17 protein-coding genes, 2 tRNA genes and 1 rRNA gene are annotated in these 21,887 nt (G+C 33.2%); 13 read left to right on the top strand and 7 right to left on the bottom strand.

The window, feature by feature from the left end; genetic code table 11:
- Position 1 precedes the first annotated feature (1 nt).
- The 4 genes from rrf (at position 2) to QLS65_RS13815 (ending at position 2,379) form a co-directional block, all read left to right on the top strand.
- Positions 2 to 111, top strand: a 5S ribosomal RNA gene (rrf, locus tag QLS65_RS13830).
- Between the two features lie 67 nt (positions 112 to 178).
- Positions 179 to 251: transfer RNA gene (locus QLS65_RS13825), tRNA-Phe, on the top strand.
- Positions 252 to 257: 6 nt separating this feature from the next.
- Positions 258 to 343 (top strand) — tRNA-Leu (locus tag QLS65_RS13820).
- Positions 344 to 756: 413 nt separating this feature from the next.
- Positions 757 to 2,379 (top strand): amidase, encoded by a 1,623-nt coding sequence (locus QLS65_RS13815; RefSeq protein WP_282718405.1) that lies wholly within the window; start codon positions 757 to 759, stop codon positions 2,377 to 2,379.
- A 47-nt stretch (positions 2,380 to 2,426) separates the two neighbouring features.
- Here QLS65_RS13815 and QLS65_RS13810 read toward each other — a convergent pair whose 3' ends face one another.
- Genes QLS65_RS13810 through QLS65_RS13800 form a run of 3 tightly spaced genes read right to left on the bottom strand, consistent with a single transcriptional unit; the run spans position 2,427 to position 4,373 of the window.
- Complete coding sequence (locus QLS65_RS13810; protein ID WP_282718404.1) at positions 2,427 to 3,071, bottom strand: endonuclease III domain-containing protein; 645 nt, start codon at positions 3,069 to 3,071, stop codon at positions 2,427 to 2,429.
- A 4-nt stretch (positions 3,072 to 3,075) separates the two neighbouring features.
- Positions 3,076 to 3,465, bottom strand: a complete 390-nt coding sequence (gene msrB / locus QLS65_RS13805) for a peptide-methionine (R)-S-oxide reductase MsrB (protein WP_099715422.1) — start codon at positions 3,463 to 3,465, stop codon at positions 3,076 to 3,078.
- 41 nt (positions 3,466 to 3,506) lie between these two features.
- Positions 3,507 to 4,373 (bottom strand): alpha/beta fold hydrolase, encoded by an 867-nt coding sequence (locus QLS65_RS13800; RefSeq protein WP_282718403.1) that lies wholly within the window; start codon positions 4,371 to 4,373, stop codon positions 3,507 to 3,509.
- Positions 4,374 to 4,531: 158 nt separating this feature from the next.
- Between QLS65_RS13800 and QLS65_RS13795 the strand changes: the two genes are divergently transcribed.
- The 6 genes from QLS65_RS13795 to QLS65_RS13770 all read left to right on the top strand — a co-directional run bounded on the left by QLS65_RS13795 (position 4,532) and on the right by QLS65_RS13770 (position 14,219).
- The gene (locus QLS65_RS13795) at positions 4,532 to 5,953 is read left to right on the top strand and encodes a glycogen synthase (RefSeq protein ID WP_282718402.1); all 1,422 of its coding nucleotides are present in this window, start codon (positions 4,532 to 4,534) and stop codon (positions 5,951 to 5,953) included.
- On the top strand, positions 5,950 to 7,230 hold the full coding sequence (locus QLS65_RS13790) for a glucose-1-phosphate adenylyltransferase (protein WP_099715425.1): 1,281 nt from the start codon (positions 5,950 to 5,952) through the stop codon (positions 7,228 to 7,230). Before QLS65_RS13795 ends, QLS65_RS13790 begins: the two co-directional genes overlap by 4 nt.
- Positions 7,231 to 7,301: 71 nt before the next feature.
- A complete protein-coding gene (gene glgB, locus QLS65_RS13785) occupies positions 7,302 to 9,209 on the top strand; it encodes a 1,4-alpha-glucan branching protein GlgB (RefSeq protein ID WP_099715426.1) in 1,908 nt (635 codons plus the stop codon).
- Between the two features lie 199 nt (positions 9,210 to 9,408).
- Positions 9,409 to 11,808 (top strand): glycoside hydrolase family 31 protein, encoded by a 2,400-nt coding sequence (locus tag QLS65_RS13780; protein WP_282718401.1) that lies wholly within the window; start codon positions 9,409 to 9,411, stop codon positions 11,806 to 11,808.
- An 88-nt stretch (positions 11,809 to 11,896) separates the two neighbouring features.
- Complete coding sequence (locus QLS65_RS13775) at positions 11,897 to 12,712, top strand: M48 family metallopeptidase (protein WP_282718400.1); 816 nt, start codon at positions 11,897 to 11,899, stop codon at positions 12,710 to 12,712.
- Positions 12,713 to 12,893: 181 nt separating this feature from the next.
- Positions 12,894 to 14,219, top strand: a complete 1,326-nt coding sequence (locus QLS65_RS13770; RefSeq protein ID WP_282718399.1) for an MFS transporter — start codon at positions 12,894 to 12,896, stop codon at positions 14,217 to 14,219.
- Between the two features lie 34 nt (positions 14,220 to 14,253).
- Here the strand turns inward: QLS65_RS13770 and QLS65_RS13765 are convergent, their stop codons facing one another.
- Genes QLS65_RS13765 through QLS65_RS13750 form a run of 4 tightly spaced genes read right to left on the bottom strand, consistent with a single transcriptional unit; the run spans position 14,254 to position 17,140 of the window.
- Positions 14,254 to 14,988 (bottom strand): head GIN domain-containing protein, encoded by a 735-nt coding sequence (locus QLS65_RS13765; protein WP_099715430.1) that lies wholly within the window; start codon positions 14,986 to 14,988, stop codon positions 14,254 to 14,256.
- 16 nt (positions 14,989 to 15,004) lie between these two features.
- On the bottom strand, positions 15,005 to 16,069 hold the full coding sequence (locus QLS65_RS13760; RefSeq protein WP_282712891.1) for a hypothetical protein: 1,065 nt from the start codon (positions 16,067 to 16,069) through the stop codon (positions 15,005 to 15,007).
- Positions 16,053 to 16,589 carry an anti-sigma factor gene (locus tag QLS65_RS13755; protein WP_282712892.1) on the bottom strand — a complete coding sequence of 179 codons (537 nt, stop codon included), beginning with the start codon at positions 16,587 to 16,589 and terminating at the stop codon, positions 16,053 to 16,055. The genes QLS65_RS13760 and QLS65_RS13755 overlap by 17 nt, the downstream gene beginning before the upstream one ends.
- Positions 16,586 to 17,140: an RNA polymerase sigma factor gene (locus QLS65_RS13750; protein WP_282712893.1), complete on the bottom strand. Its 555-nt coding sequence runs from the start codon at positions 17,138 to 17,140 to the stop codon at positions 16,586 to 16,588. The genes QLS65_RS13755 and QLS65_RS13750 overlap by 4 nt, the downstream gene beginning before the upstream one ends.
- A 309-nt stretch (positions 17,141 to 17,449) precedes the next feature.
- Here QLS65_RS13750 and lon point away from each other — a divergent pair, with 309 nt between their 5' ends.
- The 3 genes from lon (at position 17,450) to cmk (ending at position 21,846) form a co-directional block, all read left to right on the top strand.
- Positions 17,450 to 19,903, top strand: a complete 2,454-nt coding sequence (lon, locus tag QLS65_RS13745; protein WP_282718398.1) for an endopeptidase La — start codon at positions 17,450 to 17,452, stop codon at positions 19,901 to 19,903.
- 164 nt (positions 19,904 to 20,067) lie between these two features.
- The gene (porQ, locus tag QLS65_RS13740; RefSeq protein ID WP_282718397.1) at positions 20,068 to 21,090 is read left to right on the top strand and encodes a type IX secretion system protein PorQ; all 1,023 of its coding nucleotides are present in this window, start codon (positions 20,068 to 20,070) and stop codon (positions 21,088 to 21,090) included.
- 63 nt (positions 21,091 to 21,153) lie between these two features.
- Positions 21,154 to 21,846 carry a (d)CMP kinase gene (gene cmk, locus QLS65_RS13735; RefSeq protein WP_282718396.1) on the top strand — a complete coding sequence of 231 codons (693 nt, stop codon included), beginning with the start codon at positions 21,154 to 21,156 and terminating at the stop codon, positions 21,844 to 21,846.
- Positions 21,847 to 21,887 lie beyond the last annotated feature (41 nt).

Genomic DNA, 21,887 nt, shown 5'->3' with positions numbered 1-21,887 from the left:
TTAAGGTGGTTATTGCGGCGGGGCTCACCTCTTCCCATCCCGAACAGAGTAGTTAAGCCCGCCTGCGCAGATGGTACTGCAGTTATGTGGGAGAGTATGTCGTCGCCTTTCTTTGAAAAGCCTATCTGAAAAGATGGGCTTTTTTATTCATACTTCTTCATTATAAAAAAAGTATATTGGTACCTTAGCTCAGATGGTAGAGCAATGGACTGAAAATCCATGTGTCCCTGGTTCGATCCCTGGAGGTACCACAAAATGCTCGGATGGTGAAATTGGTAGACACGCTGGACTTAAAATCCAGTGAACAGCAATGTTCGTGCGGGTTCAAGTCCCGCTCTGAGTACAAAAACTTCAATTGGCTAACGCTGACTGAAGTTTTTTTTGTTTTAAAAATAAAGAATTCTCATCATTTATTTGACTTTTCTATTATAACTCATTCTATGATAGTTTTATTTTACAAATGTTTACTCTAAGCATACTGCATTAGTGGAGTTAACATTTTGAAATGCAATATTCATTGAAATGATAAGTATTTAATATTTCATCTTTGATGAAGATAAATACTTATCATATAATGCTGTTTTTAGAAGTAATAAAGTTTAGTTTATAATTAACGGTTCATTTTAGATATTTAAGAAGTTGTTGATAAATTATTAAACTTTAACGTTTGTTCCACTTAATAGTTTATTGCATTTGGTAAAAAAAAGTAATTTAGTTAATTGTTTAATAAATCGTTATCCAAAAAACAATTAATCTATGAAAAGAAGATCTTTTTTAACTACTGCAACTTTAGCGTCTGCAGGTCTTACCACACTTTTGATTACAGGCTGTACTTCCGGTACTAAAAAGGAAAAAGATTCAGTATCAGTTGAAGATTCCAATGCGGTCTTTGAATTGGATGAAGAAACCATCGGCAGTTTAAGAGAAAAATTAGCTTCTGGAAAATATACTTCGGAACAATTAGTACAATTATATTTAAAACGTATTGAAGCTATTGATAAAAATGGACCTCAATTGAATTCTGTTATCGAAGTCAATCTTGATGCAGTGGCTATTGCTGTTATAATGGATAAAGAGTTTAAATCCGGTAAAATCAGAGGTCCTTTACATGGAATCCCCGTTTTAATAAAAGACAATATAGATACAGCAGATAAAATGCAAACCACTGCAGGATCTTTAGCAATGGCTGGAAATATTGCTTCAAAAGATGCTTTTGTAGTTAAAAAACTGAGAGAGGCCGGAGCAATAATCATTGGGAAAACAAATTTAAGCGAATGGGCAAATTTTCGTTCAACACAATCTTGTTCCGGATGGAGTAGCAGAGGCGGTCAGACTAAAAATCCATATATTTTAGATCATAATCCATGTGGTTCCAGTGCGGGTTCTGGAGCAGCAGTATCAGCTAATCTTTGTGTAGTTGCTGTTGGAACCGAAACGGATGGCTCTATTGTTTGTCCAGCTTCGGTAAACGGAATTGTAGGAATTAAACCTACAGTTGGCTTGGTTAGTCGATCTGGAATTATTCCAATTTCAAAAACACAAGATACAGCTGGTCCTATGGCGAGAACTGTAACCGATGCTGCTATTTTATTAGGCGCAATGGCAGCTGTTGACCAAGATGATGCTGTAACGCTTGAAAGCAAAGGGAAAGCTGAAAAGGATTACACTACTTTTTTAGATGTAAATGCATTGAAAGGCAAACGCATTGGGATTGAGAAAAAGCCGCAAGGAAATAATAAATACATTAATGCACTTTTAGTCGATGCCATTAAACTTCTAAAAAAGCAAGGTGCTGTCGTTATCGAAATTGACTATTTGGATAAAATTAATGCTTTGGGTCAAGCCGAATTTGAAATTTTGCAGTACGAATTTAAAGACGGATTGAACAATTATTTGGCTACAGCCAATGCAAAAGTAAAAAATTTAAAAGAGGTTATTGATTTTAATACTGCTAATGAAGATAAAGCAATGCCTTATTTTAAACAAGAAACACTAGAGAGTTCTAACCTTAAAAAAGGATTGGATGATAAAAAATATGTAGATGCATTAACTGTAAGTTTTGAAGGAAGTAAAGGTATTTTAGATACTGTTTTTAAAGAAAATAAGTTAGATGCTATTTGTGGAATAACGATGGGACCTGCTTGTAGTATTGATGTGATTTACGGTGATCGTTGGGGAGGATATTCTCTGACATCTCCTGCTGCAGCAAGTGGATATCCACATATTACGGTTCCTAATGGGATGGTTTATGATCTTCCTGTTGGTTTATCTTTTTTCGGAACTCCGTATACTGAGGGACAATTAATAGGATTGGGTTATGCTTATGAGCAAGCTTCTAAAAAGCGCTTAAAACCAGCTTTGAAACCTTCTTTTTTGTAATAAATTAGATTAAAAAATATTTAAAAGGGTAAAGAGTGAATCGCTTTTTACCCTTTTATATTTTTATAATATTCACAAATGGAGTTAATTGGGCATTCCGTACATTTAGGCTGTGGCCGACAAATTTCTCTTCCTAAAAATGAAATAGCCATCCCGATTTCTCCCCAAATTTCTTTTGGTAACACTTGCATTAGCTGTTTTTCGGCTTTGATTCCGTCTTTGGTTTCTGGGATTAATCCAATTCTGGGTGCAACCCTAATAACATGTAAATCAGCGATAATTCCTTCTGCCGGAATTTTTGCTTCGCGAAGAATTACATTGGCTGATTTTCGTCCGATTCCTTTTAAGGCAATTAAACCGTCCATAGTAAGTGGAATATTTTCATCTTTTTGTATGGTTTGCGCTATTTCTATAAGCCAGTTGGCTTTGGTTCCAAAATTTCTGACTTTTGAAATGTGCGGAATTAGTGCTTCCACATTGGAAACAGCTAAACTTTCCATGTTAGGATATGCTTCAAATAGGATAGGGGCAATTTTATTAATATTGGCATCAGAATCCTGTGCGGATAAAACGACCATCACCATAAGTTGATATAAATTATGATACTCAAGGGGATGTTTTCTTCCTTTATATTTGGTTAGAATTGGTTCTAAATTTGTAGTCCAATCAGTAGCATTTTCAAATAAATTCATAGCTTTATTCTTTAAAATCTACAGATAAGGAGTTCACACAATAGCGTTGTCCGGTTTTTGTAGGTCCGTCATCAAATACATGCCCTAAATGGCTGCCGCAATTAGCGCAAAGAATTTCAGTACGTTTCATGCCATGTGTCGTATCGGAAATGTATTGTACTTTTCCTGGAATGGATTCATCAAATGACGGCCAACCGCAATGCGCATCAAATTTAGAGTTACTTTCGAATAAAGGCTCTCCGCAAGCACCACAGCAATATGTTCCTTTTTCATAATGCAAATTATAGGTTCCGGTGTGAGGGTATTCAGTCCCTTTTTGGCGAAGAATTCGGTAGCGTTCCTCACCTAATTGTTCTTTCCATTCTTGTTCGGTTTTTTCTACAGGATATTTCATGATTTTAAATTTTTTATTTTATGTATAATATTGTAATACAGTTATTTATTTTGAATGAATTGAACTGTTTTTTCAATTACTTTATGATTTCCTAGAATTTTTCGATGCCCTAATCCATCGGTTAATAATAACTCTCCGTTTTTCAAATATTTATGAATGTGAATTCCGGCCTTTACAGGAACTTCTGGGTCATTGTTATCATGGATTACCAAAACTGGAATAGCAATTTCTTTGGCCGCTAAAAAAGCAGAATAACTATTCATTTTTTCTTTGTATTTTTTCTCGAAATACAAACGTAAAAGAGTGCTTATTATTGGTTTCAATTCTAATTTTGCTACAAAATCATCCATAATATCTTCTACAATATCCCCACTGCCAATAACTACGGCATGATTTACTTTTAATCCTTTTTTGATAGCATTCAAAACGGACATTCCTCCTAATGAATGGCCAATTGCTGCTTCAAATGGTCCAAATTGTTTGTCTATTTCTAAAACTGTAGCGATAAAATCGACCATAATGGTAGTTTTTCCAGGTGATTTTCCATGAGCTGGTGCATCAAAACTAATAGTGGAATATCCTGCTTTAAGCAGTTCATCGGCTATTTTGAATAATTGTGTTCCGCGTCCCGACCAACCGTGAACCAATAAAATTTTCTTCTCACTTTTTCCATATTGATACAAAACAACCTCTTTATCAATTGCAGGTACTGGGATTAATTTTTGAATGCTATTGCGATCCATTTCTAATTCTCTTTTTGGAATTTTATGTTTTATGGGTGTTGTAAAGAGTTTAGCAGCAAATAGTGTAATTAGTTTTGGAGAAATAAAAGAGATTAATTTACTGGTTAATAAGATAATCCTAGGAATTTTCAATGATTGGGTATGATTAGAAGTTTTTTTTGTCATTTCAATAAATTTTCAAGCGTGTAATTATATTATAATTTTTTTAGTAAATTTAGAAAAACATAAAAGTAGTATTTTTTATAAAGTTTTTTGTTTGTATTAACATAAAAGGCGGAAATATTAAATAATTCGTATTAACTAAAAACATCAAAATTTCATAAATGGAAATATTTCATATCAGTGCAGAGTGTTACCCAGTAGCTAAAGTAGGCGGTTTAGCTGATGTTGTGGGTGCATTGCCAAAATATCAAAATAATGCAGGACATCAAGTGCGGGTAGTGATACCTTGTTATGATACAAAATTCAAAAAAGAAAATGATTTTGAATGTGTTCATTGGGGACATGTGAAATTGGGTAATTTTAATTTTCCTTTTAGTGTTCTCAAAGAAAAAACGAATAAGTTAGGATTTGAATTGTATTTGGTTGAAATCCAGGAATTATTTGATAGAAAAGATGTTTATGGATATCAAGATGATATTGAACGCTTTTTATCTTTTCAAATCGCCACTTTGGATTGGATTATAGGCAGAAATGAAGTTCCGGATGTAATTAACTGTCATGATCATCATACTGGTTTGATTCCATTTATGATGTTGTATTGTCATAAATACGAAAAACTCCAAAATATTCCTTCCATGATTACCATTCATAATGGTTTGTATCAAGGGCAGTTTGGTTTTGATAAATTGTATTATTTGCCAGAATTTGATTTGGCCCATGTCAAAGTTTTAGAATGGGATAATTGCATCAATTCATTGGCTGTAGCCATAAAATGCGCTTGGGCAGTTACCACAGTTTCTCCTAATTACCTGAATGAGATTAATTATTCGGCTAATGGTTTAGAAATGTTATTTAATCTGGTTCGCTATAAATCCAGAGGTATTTTGAACGGAATTGATATCGAAGTTTGGGATCCTTCTAAAGATGCGATGTTAGAAAAAAACTATTCGATTAAAAATTTCGAAAAAGGAAAGCAAGAAAACAAAGAAAAATTATGCAAGCTTTTTAATTTGGATCCAACAAAACCACTTTTTAGTTTTATTGGTAGGTTATTAGAAGAAAAAGGAGGCGATTTATTGCCTCATGCTGCAGCGCTAGCTTTATCTGAAAATTTTCAACAAATTAATATTTTAATCTTAGGTTCAGGAAATACAGCTATTGAGAATCAATTGAACGGTTTATTAGCTGATTACAAAGGGAATTACAATACATTTATTGGATACAATGAGGAATTAGCTCACTTGATTTATGCAGGTTCTGATTTTTTATTGATGCCTTCAAGAGTGGAACCTTGTGGTCTAAACCAAATGTACTCGTTGCGATATGGTACAATACCTATCGTAAGAAGAACAGGCGGACTGAGAGATACAGTGATTGATTTTGGAGATGATGGAAACGGAATTTGTCACGACCAAGCAACTGTGGGCGATGTTTGTTATTCGATTCAAAGGGCAGTAAATTTATATGACGATAAAAAACATTTAAATAAAATTATAAAAAAAGGAATGAGTACTGATCATTCTTGGGAAAGAGTTTGTCTGGAATATATAGAAATGTACAATTTAATAATTAACAAAAAATGAAAGCTAAAAAGAAAAATGTTATTGCAATTATTTTAGGTGGAGGACAAGGATCCAGATTATATCCATTGACAGAAACAAGGTCTAAACCTGCTGTGCCAATAGGAGGTAAATATAGATTGGTCGATATTCCAATTTCAAATTGCATGAATTCAGATATTTACAGAATGTTTGTTTTGACACAATTCAACTCTGCTTCTTTAAATGCCCATATAAAGAACACTTATAATTTTAGTATTTTTAGCCATGCTTTTGTTGATATTCTTGCTGCAGAGCAAACTCCAGACAATCCAACTTGGTTTCAAGGTACGGCCGATGCTGTAAGACAGTGTATGCCTCATTTTCTGAACCATGATTTTGATTATGCTTTGATTCTTTCCGGAGATCAATTGTATCAAATGGATTTTAATGATATGGTAGAAGAGCATATCAAGAGAGAGGCCGATATTACAATAGCTACTTTGCCCGTAAATGCAAAAGATGCTCCTGAATTTGGAATATTAAAAACAAACTCTGAAAGCTGTATTGAATCTTTCATTGAAAAACCTGCTAAGGAATTGTTGCCAGACTGGGAATCAGATGTGAGTGAGCAAATGAAGAGCGAAGGCAAGCATTATTTAGCTTCAATGGGAATTTATATCTTCAACAAAAAACTGTTGGTAGATATCATGTCAAACAAAGAAACCAAAGATTTTGGTAAAGAAATTATTCCACAAGCGGTAGGGAATAAAAAGATATTAAGTTACCAATATGAAGGATATTGGACTGATATTGGTAATATTGATTCTTTTTTTGAAGCGAATATTGGACTGACTGAAGATTTACCTAAATTTAATTTATTCGATAACGATAATAAAATTTTTACCAGACCAAGATTATTGCCGCCTTCAAAATTCCAAAAAACAATGATTGATAAATCATTAATTTCCGAAGGCTGTATTTTGAATGCCAAAGAAATAAACCATTCTGTTATTGGTATCAGATCCAGAATAGGTGAGGGAACTATCATTCAAAATTGTTATGTTATGGGGAATGATTTCTATCAGAATATTGATGATATGAATGAGGACGTTAAAAGCAATAAACAATTGATTGGTATTGGGGAAAGATGCTTTATAAACAATGCTCTTGTAGATAAAAATTGCAGAATTGGTAATGATGTTTACATCAATGGAGGAAGTCATTTAGAAGATTTTTCGAATGAATTGTATGCCATTAAAGACGGAATTGTTGTTATTAAAAAAGGAGCAGTTATACCGGATAATTACATCATAAAATAAATTTATAAACTGTTTTTTCTTAAAAATAATATTCTATTCTTTTTCTAAAAATAGAATTATACAATTGTTATATGAGTAAAGTTATCTCGCATTCCCTTTTTACCGATTTTGATATCGATTTATTCAAATCAGGGAAACATTTCCGACTATACGAAAAACTAGGCGCACATCTTATAACGGTTGACGGAGTAGATGGTGTTTATTTTGCCGTTTGGGCTCCTACGGCTCATTCGGTATCGGTTGTTGGGGATTTCAATTTTTGGACACAAGGAGAGCATCTGTTGCAAGTCCGTTGGGATTCTTCCGGTATTTGGGAAGGATTTATTCCAAACATAAAAAAGGGGACAACCTATAAATATAAAATACAATCCAATAACGGTGGGATAATAACAGAGAAAGCCGATCCGTTTGCTTTTTATTGTGAGAAACCGCCACATACGGCATCAGTAGTTTGGGATTTAGAGTATAAATGGAAAGACAAAAACTGGATGAAAACGCGTCAAAATCATAATGGTTTAGACAAACCTTATTCTGTTTATGAAGTTCATTTAGGTTCTTGGAAACGCCATACAGAAGGAAATCGTTTTTTGACCTATGTAGAATTTGCCGAAGATTTAGTGAATTATGTAAAAGAAACGGGTTTTACTCACGTGGAGTTTATGCCAATTATGGAATACCCTTATGATCCTTCTTGGGGATATCAATTGGTAGGATATTTTGCGCCAACTTCTCGTTTTGGGAATCCGCAAGAATTCATGCATTTAGTAGATAAATTACATGAAGCTGGAATTGGAGTAATTCTGGACTGGGTTCCTTCTCATTTTCCAGATGACGCCCATGGTTTAGGATTTTTTGACGGATCGAATCTTTTTGAACATCCAGACCGAAGAAAAGGCTATCATCCGGATTGGAAAAGTTTGGTTTTTAATTATGGACGAAATGAAGTTCGTTCTTTTTTAATCAGTAATGCATTATTTTGGTTGCATCATTATCATGCAGATGCTTTACGAGTAGATGCAGTTGCCTCGATGTTGTATTTGGATTATTCCAGAAATGATGGCGAATGGGAACCCAATATTTACGGAGGAAGAGAAAATCTGGATACGATTAGTTTCTTGAAAGAATTCAATGAAGCCGTTTATCTAAATTATGAAGGTGCTCAAACTATAGCAGAGGAAAGTACTTCGTTCCCAATGGTTTCCAGACCTACATCTGTTGGTGGTTTAGGTTTTGGTATGAAATGGATGATGGGTTGGATGCACGATACTTTAGAATATTTTCAAAAAGATACGGTGTATAGAAAGTACCATCAAAATGATTTGACTTTTTCGATGACCTATACCTTTTCAGAAAATTTCATGTTACCGCTTTCGCATGACGAAGTAGTATATGGAAAAAAATCGATAGCGGGAAGAATGCCAGGAGATGAATGGCAGAAATTCGCGAATTTAAGATTACTATACGGCTACATGTTTATGCATCCCGGAACTAAATTGTTGTTTATGGGAAGTGAATTTGGACAAAGTAGTGAGTGGAATTTTGAAGGAAGTTTAGATTGGCATTTGTTGCAATATCCGTATCATGAAGGGGTAAAACTATTGATTACAGATTTGAATAAATTGTATAAAACCCAACCTGCTTTGCATGAAAAACAATTCAGTCCGGAAGGTTTTGAATGGATTAATTATTCTGATCATCAAAATGCAGTGATGTCTTTTATTCGTAAAGGAAATGACCCAAAAGAGGATGTAATTGTAGTGTGTAATTTCACACAAGTTGTTCGCCCTAATTACCGAATTGGTTTGCCTAAAAAAGGAAAATTGACAGAGATTTTTAATAGTGATGCTGCAAATTATGGAGGAAGCGGAGTTTCTAACGCTAAAAAAATAGCAATTGAGGCTATGCCTTACGATGGAAGAGATTATTCGACAGAGTTGCTTTTACCGCCATTAAGTGTAACCGTTTTTAAAATTTCATAAGTATAAAAGGGTTCTTTTTTTTTAAATAAGAATAACTAATGGTTTTCATTTATAATGGAAACCATTATTATATATTGTTGATTTTTATATTAAAATACACTATAACGTTTTCGCGAATAAAACCCACATATATAACTGTTTACAAAGTAATTTTGTAAGTTTGAGTTCTAGGAAAAGATTAAAATTAATACCATATAAAATGATTACAAATACAGAATTAGAATATAAAGGCGATTTATATCCCACAAAAATAACTTCTTTTGAGCATGAAGTAGATTCAATATTTTTTCATACCGATAATAGTGTCATATTAAAAGTAACCGTATTAAGAGATAGTCTAATCCGGTTTAGATTTACGACAAAAGGGTATTTTAGTAACGATTTTTCTTACGCAGTTGATAAAAGTCATTCTCATGGATATAATTTTCTTGAGGTTTCTGAAGTAGAGGATTATTATCAGATAAAAACCAGTAAAGTAAAATGTAGAATTCAAAAAACAGATATGAGGTTGTCTATTTTTGATTTGGAGGACAATATTATTTTAGAGGATGAATTGGGTTTCCATTGGGAAGAAAGCTATGAATACGGGGGAAATATCGTAAAAATGAGTAAGGCTTCAAAAGATGGGGAATGCTTTTACGGACTTGGTGATAAAGCAACCCAAATGAATTTGAAAGGTAAGAGACTGGAAAATTTTGCGACGGATCAATATGCTTTTCAAAAAGACCAGGAACCGTTGTATAAAGTAGTTCCGTTTTATATTGGATTACAAAACAAACAATCTTATGGAATTTTCTTTGATAATACGTTTAGAACCTATTTTGATTTTTGTCATGAAAGAAGAAACGTAACGAGTTATTGGGCAGAAGGTGGAGAAATGAATTACTATTTCATTTACGGACCACAAATGCAAGATGTTGTTACCACGTACACTGATTTGACCGGAAAACCTGAATTACCGCCACTTTGGGCTCTTGGATACCACCAATGTAAATGGAGTTATTATCCGGAAAGTAATTTAAAAGAAGTTGCCGCAAAATTTAGAGAGTTGAAAATTCCATGTGATGCACTGTATCTAGATATTGATTATATGGAAGGTTTTCGATGTTTCACTTGGAACAAAGAATATTTCCCAGATCCAAAAAGAATGGTGGCTGAATTAGCCGAAGACGGTTTTAAAACAGTGGTAATTATTGATCCGGGAATAAAAATTGACAAAGAATACGCTATATATAAAGAAGCTTTAGAAAAAGATTATTTCTGCAAAAGAGCTGATGGTCCATACATGAAAGGGAAAGTTTGGCCTGGAGAATGTAATTTTCCGGATTATACAAATCCAGCAGTAAGAGAATGGTGGGCAGGATTATTCAAAGAATTAATTTCAGATATTGGAGTAAAAGGAGTGTGGAACGATATGAATGAACCTGCGGTTATGGAGGTTCCTAATAAAACGTTTCCTATGGATGTACGCCATGATTATGATGGAAATCCTTGCAGTCATAGAAAAGCACACAATATTTACGGTACACAAATGGCGAGGGCAACGTATCACGGTGTGAAACGATTTGCGTATCCAAAAAGGCCTTTTGTAATAACAAGATCAGCATACGCTGGAGCACAACGCTACACGTCTTCTTGGACAGGAGATAATGTTGCAACTTGGGAACATTTATGGATAGCAAATATTCAAGTGCAACGCATGTCTATTTCTGGTATGGGTTTCACAGGATCAGATATTGGTGGATTTGCAGAACAACCTTCTGGGGAATTATATGCACGTTGGATTCAATTAGGTGTTTTTCATCCTTTTTGCAGAACGCATTCTTCTGGAGATCATGGAGATCAGGAGCCATGGGCTTTTGATGAAGAAGTTATCGATATCACCAGAAAATTTGTCAATTTAAGATATCAATTATTACCGTATTTATATACTATGTTTTGGCAATATATTGAGGAAGGAATTCCTATGTTGAAGCCATTAGTGTATTATGATCAGGACGATATTCAAACGCATTACAGAAATGACGAATTTGTTTTTGGTAATCAAATATTAGTTTGTCCAATTTTAGAGCCAAATGCTTTAGGCAGAAGGATGTATATTCCTCGAGGACAATGGTATAATTATTGGACCAACGAAGAAGTAAAAGGAGGAAAAGAAATTTGGGTTGATACTAAATTTGATCAGATTCCAATTTTTGTAAAAGCAGGGGCAATCATTCCTAAATATCCTGTTCAGCAATATGTTGGAGAGTTAGAATTTGATGAGTTAACATTAGACATTTACTACAAAGAGGGAAAAGAAAAATCAGTTGTTTATGAAGATGCCCAAGATGGATATGATTATAAAAAGGGGAGATACAGCTTCTTATCATTTCAAACAACCGGTAAAGAGAAAGAGCTGATTATTCAGTTGCATAAAGAAGGAAAATACGATACGAATTATTCTAAATATAAAATAAATCTTATTGGATTACCATTTAAAGTCAAAATGATCGAAATTGATAATGTAGAGGTGTCATTTGATAAAAATACTTTAGAAAATGAAGGGTACTTAATTGTTGATAAAGGGTTTACGGCATTTCATATTACTGGTGAATAACAAAAAAGTTGATACTTTTACATTTAATTATGTAAATTTAAATGTTTATAATAATTGTATTTTTGTTTAATATTTAAAATCTAAAATTATGAAAAAGCATTTAATAGTAGGGATTTTTGCAGTAGGATTAGTTTATTCTTGTGCAACGAATCCTATAACAGGGAAAAAAAGTTTAAATTTTGTTTCTAATAGTGAGTTGTTTCCAACATCGTTTCAACAATATGGAACTTTCTTAAAAGAAAATAAGGTAATTACCGGAACTGCCGATGCTAGAAAAGTTGAAACTGTAGGGATGAGAATTAAAGCTGCTGCAGAAAAATATTTAATTTATTTAGGTCAAGCACAATATTTGCAAGATTACCGTTGGGAATATAAATTAATTGACAATAAAGAAGTGAACGCTTGGTGTATGCCAGGAGGGAAAATTGTTGTTTATTCAGGGATTTTACCAGTTACATTAAATGATTCTGGTTTAGCGACTGTAATGGGACATGAAGTTTCTCACGCCTTAGCAAATCACGGTGCGCAACGTATGAGTGCCGGACAAGCTCAAGAGGTACTTGGCCAAGTTATAGCTGTTGGAACATCTGGTAAAAGTGAACGAACGCAGCAAATATGGGGTCAAGCATATGGATTAGGTTCTCAGTTTGGTGTAATGCTTCCTTTTAGTAGAAATCACGAGACTGAAGCAGATAAAATTGGACTTACTTTAATGGCAATTGCGGGGTATAATCCAGACGAATCAATTACTTTTTGGTCTAGAATGGCTGCCCAATCTTCTGGACAAGCACCCCCAGAATTTATGAGTACGCACCCTTCTGACGCTACAAGAATTGCAAACTTAAAAGCATTAATTCCAGAAGCTAAAGCTCTAGCGGCTAAAGTTGGTGTTATTTACAAATAGTAACTTATTATAAAATATCTAAACAGGTTGTCCTTAAAATGGATAGCCTGTTTTTTTTTGAATATGAGTTATAATTATTATGCATCTCTTTATTCATTTATGATTTGTTAATGCATAAATATTTACTTTTTATATCGTTCTTAGCAAAAAATAAATAAATTCGTATCCTAAAAAAATAAACATGGCAGATTTAGAAAAAGGAAGTAAAAAATTATTAAATGCTTGGGCTTTTTATGATTGGGCAAATTCAGTTTATACGCTTACTATTGCATCTGCAGTATTTCCAATATTTTATGAAGCTTTATTTTCTGAGCGTGATCACTACATTGATGTTTTTGGCTTGCATCTAAAAAATTCAGCTTTAATTAGCTTTATTACCGCTTTTGCATTTTTATTAGTGGCTTTTATTTCGCCTTTATTGTCTGGTATTGCAGATTATGTGGGGGATAAAAAATCATTTATGAAATTCTTTTGCTACCTGGGAGCGCTTTCTTGTATGGGATTGTATTGGTTTAATCTTGAACATATATACATCGGATTGGCATTTTATTTTTTTGGATTGATTGGGTATTGGGGAAGTTTAGTTTTTTATAATTCCTATTTACCAGATATTGCTTATGCAGAGCAACAAGATAAAATTAGTGCCAAGGGATATTCATTTGGATACATTGGAAGTGTTATTTTATTGATTATCAATTTAGCGATGATAATGAAACCAAAACTTTTTGGAATTACCGGAACTGATGGAGAAGCAGCCATGAAAGCCATGCGATATTCATTTGTTATGGTAGGAGTTTGGTGGATATTATTCAGTCAGTACACGTACTATTATTTGCCAAAAGGGAATAAAAATGCCGACCGTAAAGTTACACATCATGTAGTATTTAACGGTTTTAGAGAGTTAAAAAAAGTTTGGTTTTTATTGAAAGAAAACATTGCATTAAGACGGTATTTAGGAAGTTTTTTTGTGTACAGTATGGCCGTACAAACGGTAATGCTAGTTGCCACTTATTTTGGAGCACAAGAAATTGCTTGGTCCTCTAAAGCAGAAAGTACAACGGGTTTAATTATTTGTATTTTGATAATACAATTAGTTGCGGTTCTGGGAGCAGTTATCACTTCAAGAGCCTCAGAAAAATTTGGAAATATTCCAACTTTAATTGTAATTAACTGTATTTGGGCAGTATTTTGTGCAATTGCATTTTTTATTACTTTGCCAATACATTTTTATGTTATGGCAGGAATTGCAGGACTTGTAATGGGCGGAATTCAAGCTTTATCACGTTCAACTTATTCTAAATTATTACCTGAAACAGATGATACAGCTTCCTTTTTTAGTTTCTTTGATGTTGCTGAAAAAATAGGAATTGTTATAGGAATGTGTATCTATGGAATTATCGATCAAATCACTGGAAGTCCAAGGTTAGCAATTGTATTTCTTGGTGTATTCTTTGTTGTGGGTATTCTGTTATTAAAAAGAGTACCAAAAAAAGGCGTTTTAAATTAATAAAACACCTTCATAATAGTTATTATTTTTAAAATTAGGCTCTCGATATAGCTCCTGAGCCATTTACTTTCGTATCTTTTTTCTTTGGGTCTCCAATGTATTCAATATCTCCTGAACCAGAAACTCTGGCATGAAGACTTTCACTGCAAAAAACTTTACTGTCTCCTGAACCAGAAACGGTAATCTTAGCGTTTTTAGCTTTCAAATCACCGGCATCAATATCACCGGAACCATTTAAATTACTGTTGAAATTTTCAGTTTTCCCAGCAAGAACAATATCTCCTGAACCACTTAAATTAACATCAAAGTCATTTGCTTCAACATCTAATTTCATATCACCTGAACCGGTCAATTTAGCTGAAAATGATTTCGTTTTAATGCTATTTTTAGTCATTACATCACCAGAACCAGTCAAAGAAACTTGATTTATACTCTCGAAAGGTACAGTTATGATAATTTGTTGTCCTTTGCTTACGCTGATATATTTATTCTTTTCAGTAGAAATTTTTAATACCTGATCGACAACCTCGACTTTAATGTAAGACAATAAGTTTTCTTCCCCTTTTATCGTAATATTCCCTTCTTTTCCGGAAACTAATTCGACATCAAAAAATCCTGTTATTGCAATTTCATCATATGAAGCGGTGCTTCTTTTTTCAGAAGTTACTTTTCCATTTCCTTTTATTTTTTCATTGGATGACCATTGCGCATTAGCCATTGTAGTTAGTAATAGTGAACAACTAACAAATAATTTGATTGAATTTTTCATAAATAAAGCTTTAAGATTATTGTTTTTTTACTAGTATTACATTTCCGTAATCTGAAATTATAGAGACATTGTTAACTCCTCTTTTCTTATAAAAACCACTGTATTTTTTTAAGTTATTTGAGTCTTCTTTAGAATTTACTTCTAATTCATTGTCATATTTAAAATTGGCATATTTTACAGTCACATTAAAATCAAAAGCATAATTAGCATCAAATCCAATGTTTAATCCCGTGTAACCAGCGGCAATATTTACAGTGTTGGCTTTCGCATTAATAGTTCCAATAGCTACATTACTGTATTTTGTGGACAGTTTTAAATTATTGGATATTTCACCTATTTTGAGTGTTAGATAATTTCCGGTTGCGTCTAATGATTTTACATTCTGAATTTTAATATTTCCGTATTTACTGATGTATTTAACAACATCACTTTCTTGAATATCTACATCCGTATAATCAGAAGCTAAATCGAGTTTTGCAACTTCTCCAATTTTCAAATTCGAATACTTTGCTGTAATAGTTGCATTTTTTAAAAATGAAATACTTGAGTTAGAACAATATTCTACTAGGATGTTACTGGAGTTTCCGGATAATCTGCCTAAAGCAATTTTTCCATATTTACATTTAATTTCAGCATCAGAAAACAAGTCAGATGTAGTGATATTTCCATATTTATTATGAAGTTTTACACTTCCATTTTTTGGTATTTTGAGCGTATAATTAATTTGAAAACTATTGTTTTTGCCATTACTCTTATAACTCGAGTTTCCTAAAATGGTTTTTGCAGTAATCATCCCTTTCAGTGCAATTATATCAACATCAATATCGTTGATGCGCTGGTTGACCCAATTTTCGTTATCACCACTCACTTTTATGACAATATCCAATTCGGTTTTATCTTCGTCCCAAGTTGTTACTGAAATATTACCGTATGAGTTATCGATATATAGACCTGCATCCGAGTTTACGAAATAAGCTTTTTTAATATTTTTTTGTTTGGTATGGATATAATCAGGATCATTGGAAAATCCTAAAAATGGAATTAAAACGAATAATAGGAGTAGTTTAAATTGTTTTTTCATCAGAAATATTATTTAATTTTTCATTGTTTTCAATGTGTAACAGTACATTTTGTAAAAAAGAAATTCGGGTTTGAAGATTGCTGATCATCGCATAAATAATTTGCTTGCTTTCTCCATTTGTTTCTAATTCCTTAATTATTTTTTCATAATCACTATCTAATGTTCTCATTTGTTTGAGCGCATCGGAAATTATTTTTTCATTTTCAGGTGATTTTTTCTCTCTTATTTTTTCTAATTCGTTTTCAATTAAAACGGTAAAAATAGAATCTGTTTGTTTGGTTTCTTTTGATGCAAATCGCAATTCTTCTGTTTTTTTAGGAGTAGTATTGAAGATTGAAAGTCCTAATATAACTACGATAGAAGCAGCGATTCCAATAGAAACGAAACGTTTCCAATTCGATTTCTTAGATTTTAATTTTTTTAAAAACCGTTCCTCATGATGATTTTCAATAGTCTCAATGTCCCATTGATTTTCAAATTTGTCAAATAATTTGTCTAGTTTTTTATTTTCCTTTTTCATATTTCCTCTAGTTTTTTTCTTAAACAATCCTTGGCTCTGCTGAGTGTAGTTCTGCAATTGGCATAACTGATATTAAGTATTTCGCTGATTTCTTCTTGGTCATAACCTTCGATGAAAAAAAGAGTCAAAACCATTCTGTAATTATATTTCAGGGAGTTAATGACCTCTAAAATTTGTTTTACTTTTAACTCATTGAAATCTGTAATTTCAGTTAAAGCCGTTTCTTTTTCTTCAATTTTATAAAGTGTAGTATCAAAGTCTTCTTGTTTGAATTGATTATTTTTTTTGTAAAAATCGATACTACAGTTCACGACTATTCTTTTTAACCAAGCACCAAAAGCAACTTCTTGTTTATAGTCGTTTATCTTAGTGAATGCTTTTAAAAAACCTTCCTGCATTACATCTTCAGCAAAATGAACATCTTTGACAATCCGAAAGGACACATTATACATCGCTTTCGCATAGCGATTGTAAAGTTCACACTGTGCTTTTTGATTTTTTTGCCTGCAGAGCAAGATTAATTCTTCGATATTATGGTTGGTTAAACTCAAACAGCTGATTTTAGTTTATTATAAGGACTCGACCTTTTCACGTTTGTTACACTTTTATAAAACTAAATTATATTTTTTTAAAATAGAGTTCAATATTATTTAAATTATAAAATTATTCTAACCTTAGAAACATTGTTTTTTTGCCAAAGAATAAACAGATTTAATTTTTATTTTGGCATAATGATTGTCTCTTTTAGTAGGAAGTGAATTATACATGTCAGATGTCGATTTTATTCAAAATAAACGGCATGATCCTTATATTTGCTTAATAAATGAAAATTTTTAATGACAAAAAGACTTAAATAATATATGTCAAATCATAAAATACTTACTATTGACAATCTGTCACTTCAAGAATTTGATTCGGAAGCAGATTTAATTCCACTTTTGACTCCTGAAGACGAGGAGGAAATGAATAATGAAGCTTTACCGGAATCATTGGCTATTTTACCGTTGCGAAATATGGTTTTATTTCCTGGGGTTGTTATACCAATTACTGCTGGGCGAGATAAATCAATAAAATTAATCAATGACGCTAATGCTGCCGGTAAAACGATAGGAGTTGTTGCCCAAAAAAATGAAGAAGACGAAGATCCAACCAAAGACGATATTCATGCAATAGGAACTGTAGCCCGCATTTTACGTGTGCTAAAAATGCCTGATGGCAATATCACAGTAATTCTTCAAGGTAAAAAGCGTTTTGAAATTGATTCAGTTGTTTCTGAAACGCCATACATTACTGCAAAAATTAAGGAAGTTCCTGAAAAAAGACCTAAGAAAAACGATACTGAATTTGTAGCAATTCTGGATTCAATCAAGGAATTAGCGATTCAAATCATTAAAGAAAGTCCAAATATTCCAAGCGAAGCAACCTTTGCCATCAAAAATATTGAGAGTCAATCCTTCTTGATCAATTTTGTTACTTCTAATATGAACTTGTCTGTTGAAGAGAAACAAGATTTATTAGCAATTAATGAATTGAAAAATAGAGCTTTAGAAACGTTGCGTTATATGAATGTTGAGTTGCAAAAACTCGAATTGAAAAATGACATTCAATCTAAAGTTCGTTTTGATTTAGACCAACAACAACGCGAATATTTCCTTCACCAACAAATGAAAACCATTCAGGAAGAATTGGGTGGCGTTTCTCAGGAAGAAGAAATGGACGAAATGTTGCAGAAGTCTTTGACTAAAAACTGGGACGAAAAAACTAAAAAACATTTCGATAAAGAATTGTCTAAAATGCGACGCATGAACCCGCAAGCGCCTGATTTTGGAATTCAAAGAAACTATTTAGAGTTGTTCTTGGAATTGCCTTGGAACGAATATTCTAAAGATGATTTCGATTTAAAAAAAGCACAAAAAATATTGGACAGAGACCATTTTGGTCTTGAAGACGTCAAGAAAAGAATGATAGAACATTTGGCAGTTTTAAAATTGCGAAATGATATGAAATCTCCAATTATTTGTTTGACAGGACCTCCGGGAGTTGGAAAAACATCAATTGGACGCTCTATTGCAGAAGCTTTGGGTAGAAAATACGTTAGAATTTCGCTTGGTGGTTTGCGTGATGAAGCGGAGATTCGCGGACATAGAAAAACGTATATTGGTGCCATGCCGGGACGAATCATTCAAAGTTTGAAAAAGGCAGGAACTTCAAATCCAGTTTTTGTTTTGGATGAAATCGATAAATTATCAAATAGCAATCAAGGAGATCCATCTTCGGCATTATTGGAAGTTTTAGATCCGGAACAAAACAATTCTTTTTATGATAATTTCCTTGAAATGGGATATGATTTGTCTAAAGTGATGTTTATTGCTACGTCTAATAATATGGCAGCGATTCAACCTGCGTTGAAAGACAGAATGGAAATCATCAAAATGTCAGGCTATACGATTGAAGAAAAGGTAGAAATTGCGCGTCAGCATTTGTTTCCAAGACAATTGAAAGAACACGGTTTGACAACTAAAGATTTGACTATTGGAAAAAAACAATTAGAGAAAATCGTCGAAGGATACACACGTGAATCAGGTGTTCGTGGTCTTGAAGCTAAAATTGCTCAAGTAATCCGTAATGCAGCCAAATCTGTTGCGATGGAAGAGGAGTATAACAAAAAAGTTACCGACGAAGATATCATAAAAACACTTGGTGTTCCAAGATTGGAAAGAGATAAATACGAGAACAATGATGTTGCCGGAGTGGTAACTGGTTTGGCTTGGACTTCTGTTGGGGGTGACATTCTGTTTATAGAATCGTTGCTTTCTCCTGGAAAAGGAACTATGACCATAACCGGAAACTTAGGTACGGTAATGAAAGAATCAGCAACCATTGCTTTAGAATATATCAAGGCAAATGCGAAACTTTTAGGATTGGATTCAGAGATGCTTTCTAAATATAATATTCACTTGCACGTTCCTGAAGGTGCTACTCCAAAAGACGGTCCAAGTGCCGGTATTGCAATGTTGACATCATTAGTTTCGCTGTTTACACAAAAACGTGTGAAGAAAAACTTGGCAATGACAGGAGAAATCACATTGCGTGGGAAAGTTTTGCCAGTAGGCGGAATCAAAGAAAAGATTTTGGCGGCAAAAAGAGCGAATATCAAAGAAATTATTCTTTGTCACGAAAACAAAAGTGATATTGATGAAATAAAACCAGAATATCTGGAAGGACTTTCTTTTCATTATGTGAAGGAAATGAGCGAAGTATTGAAATATGCTTTGACTGATCAGAAAGTGAAAAATGCCAAGGATTTAAAATAAAAATTAATTCAATATTTTAAAATTCCAAATTCTAAAACCTGATTTTCAGTGCTTAGAATTTGGAATTTTTATTTGTAATTACGGGTTTTAAAGTTGCCATTTATTGTATTTATAATTTTATCTTCGCATTTACGTTTTACCTTACATAAGTTGCACTTTAAAGCATGTTAAAAAAACTTTTATTATACACCTCTTTTTTCATTTGTTCTGTGTCTTACAGTCAAATAGGAGGTAAGTATACCTTTCAGTTTTTGAATTTGGTCACTTCGCCAAGACAAGCGGCATTGGGAGGAAAAGTAATCACTATTTATGATGATGATGTCAATCAGGCCCATTTTAATCCAGCAACCATAAATGCTGAAATGGACAACCATTTGGCTTTAAATTATGGAAGCTATTTCAAGGAAGTAACATACGGAACGGCTTCTTATGCTTACACGTATGATCGACATTTGCAAACTTTTCAAGCAGGAGTAAATTATGTGAACTATGGCAATTTTGAAGGCTATGACGAAAACGGTCAACCAACCTCAGAATTTACCGGAAGTGAAATTGCCCTTTCTTTTGGGTATGCCTATAACATTCCCTATACCAATATTCATTTAGGTGCCAGTGCCAAATTAATTTCTTCTACCTTGGAAAGTTATAATTCCTTAGGTGGAGCAATTGATATTGGGGCACTTTTTATAGATGAAAAAAATGATGTAAATTGGGGTTTGGCCATTCGAAATATTGGGACTCAATTTTCTACTTATAATGGTACAAATGAAAAACTGCCACTCGAAATAATTGCTGGCGTTTCGCAAGAATTAGAAAATGTGCCTATTCGTTGGCATCTTACTTTGGAAAATTTGCAGCAATGGAATATAGCTTTTTCAAATCCGGTCAGGGCAGAATCATCATTTGACGGAACGGAGACTGAAGAAAAAATTTCATTTGTAAATAATGCGTTGCGACATGTAATTGTAGGAGCAGAGCTTTTTCCAAAAAAAGCATTTAATTTGCGTGTGGGATATAATTTTCGAAGAGCAGAGGAATTACGACTTCAGGAACAACGTAATTTTTCGGGAGTTTCATTAGGTTTCGGACTTAAATTGAATAAGTTGAAATTCAATTATTCGTATTCCAGATACACATTGGCAGGAAATACAAGTCTTTTTGGGTTAACCATTAACTTTCAAGAATAATTTTCTCTTTTGAAAATTATGGAAGGACAGTTTGATTAATTATTAAAATTTAAATACAATATTTTGAAAAAAATTATCATCGCAATTGACGGATTTTCATCGACAGGAAAAAGCACGTTGGCCAAACAACTTGCGAATCATTTAGGATATATTTACGTTGATACTGGAGCAATGTACCGTGCCGTAGCTTTATTTGCCATGCAAAACGGGTACATAAATGCGGATTCTTTTGATAAACAAACATTAATTAACAGTTTGCCAAATATAAAATTGCAATTCAAATTTAATGCTGATTTAGGTTTTGCCGAAATGTATTTGAATGAAGTAAATGTTGAAACAGAAATTAGAACGATTGAAGTTTCTAGTTTTGTGAGTAAAGTAGCTGAAGTTTCTGAAGTTCGTGCCAAATTAGTCGAACAGCAAAAAGAAATGGGAAAAGACAAAGCAATAGTAATGGACGGAAGAGATATTGGGACTGTAGTTTTTCCGGATGCAGAGCTTAAAATTTTCATGACAGCAAGCGCAACTACTAGAGCGCAAAGGCGTTACGATGAGTTAGTTAAAAAAGGTGATACAGTAACTTTTGATGAAGTTTTGGCAAATGTAGAAGAACGCGATTACATTGACACGCACCGTAAGGATTCCCCTTTGGTTATGGCGGAAGATGCTATAGAAATTGATAATTCGCATTTGAATCGTGAGGAACAATTCGAGCTTGTGTTGGAATTGGTAAATGAAATTACTAAAACGGCATAATTATTTGCAGATCTCATTTTTAATAGTAGATTTACGCCTTG

Source organism: Flavobacterium algoritolerans, assembly GCF_030010385.1.
GTDB classification, from domain to species: domain Bacteria; phylum Bacteroidota; class Bacteroidia; order Flavobacteriales; family Flavobacteriaceae; genus Flavobacterium; species Flavobacterium algoritolerans.
The sequence above is the reverse complement of the archived record's forward strand: the minus strand, read 5'-3'. Positions and strand labels throughout refer to the sequence as shown.

Bases quoted from the DNA above. Each gene is read 5' to 3' on its own strand.
- QLS65_RS13815 (WP_282718405.1), top strand. From the start codon at position 757: ATGAAAAGAAGATCTTTTTTAACTACTGCAACTTTAGCGTCTGCAGGT.
- QLS65_RS13810 (WP_282718404.1), bottom strand. From the start codon at position 3,071: ATGAATTTATTTGAAAATGCTACTGATTGGACTACAAATTTAGAACCA.
- msrB (WP_099715422.1), bottom strand. From the start codon at position 3,465: ATGAAATATCCTGTAGAAAAAACCGAACAAGAATGGAAAGAACAATTA.
- QLS65_RS13800 (WP_282718403.1), bottom strand. From the start codon at position 4,373: ATGACAAAAAAAACTTCTAATCATACCCAATCATTGAAAATTCCTAGG.
- QLS65_RS13795 (WP_282718402.1), top strand. From the start codon at position 4,532: ATGGAAATATTTCATATCAGTGCAGAGTGTTACCCAGTAGCTAAAGTA.
- QLS65_RS13790 (WP_099715425.1), top strand. From the start codon at position 5,950: ATGAAAGCTAAAAAGAAAAATGTTATTGCAATTATTTTAGGTGGAGGA.
- glgB (WP_099715426.1), top strand. From the start codon at position 7,302: ATGAGTAAAGTTATCTCGCATTCCCTTTTTACCGATTTTGATATCGAT.
- QLS65_RS13780 (WP_282718401.1), top strand. From the start codon at position 9,409: ATGATTACAAATACAGAATTAGAATATAAAGGCGATTTATATCCCACA.
- QLS65_RS13775 (WP_282718400.1), top strand. From the start codon at position 11,897: ATGAAAAAGCATTTAATAGTAGGGATTTTTGCAGTAGGATTAGTTTAT.
- QLS65_RS13770 (WP_282718399.1), top strand. From the start codon at position 12,894: ATGGCAGATTTAGAAAAAGGAAGTAAAAAATTATTAAATGCTTGGGCT.
- QLS65_RS13765 (WP_099715430.1), bottom strand. From the start codon at position 14,988: ATGAAAAATTCAATCAAATTATTTGTTAGTTGTTCACTATTACTAACT.
- QLS65_RS13760 (WP_282712891.1), bottom strand. From the start codon at position 16,069: ATGAAAAAACAATTTAAACTACTCCTATTATTCGTTTTAATTCCATTT.
- QLS65_RS13755 (WP_282712892.1), bottom strand. From the start codon at position 16,589: ATGAAAAAGGAAAATAAAAAACTAGACAAATTATTTGACAAATTTGAA.
- lon (WP_282718398.1), top strand. From the start codon at position 17,450: ATGTCAAATCATAAAATACTTACTATTGACAATCTGTCACTTCAAGAA.
- porQ (WP_282718397.1), top strand. From the start codon at position 20,068: ATGTTAAAAAAACTTTTATTATACACCTCTTTTTTCATTTGTTCTGTG.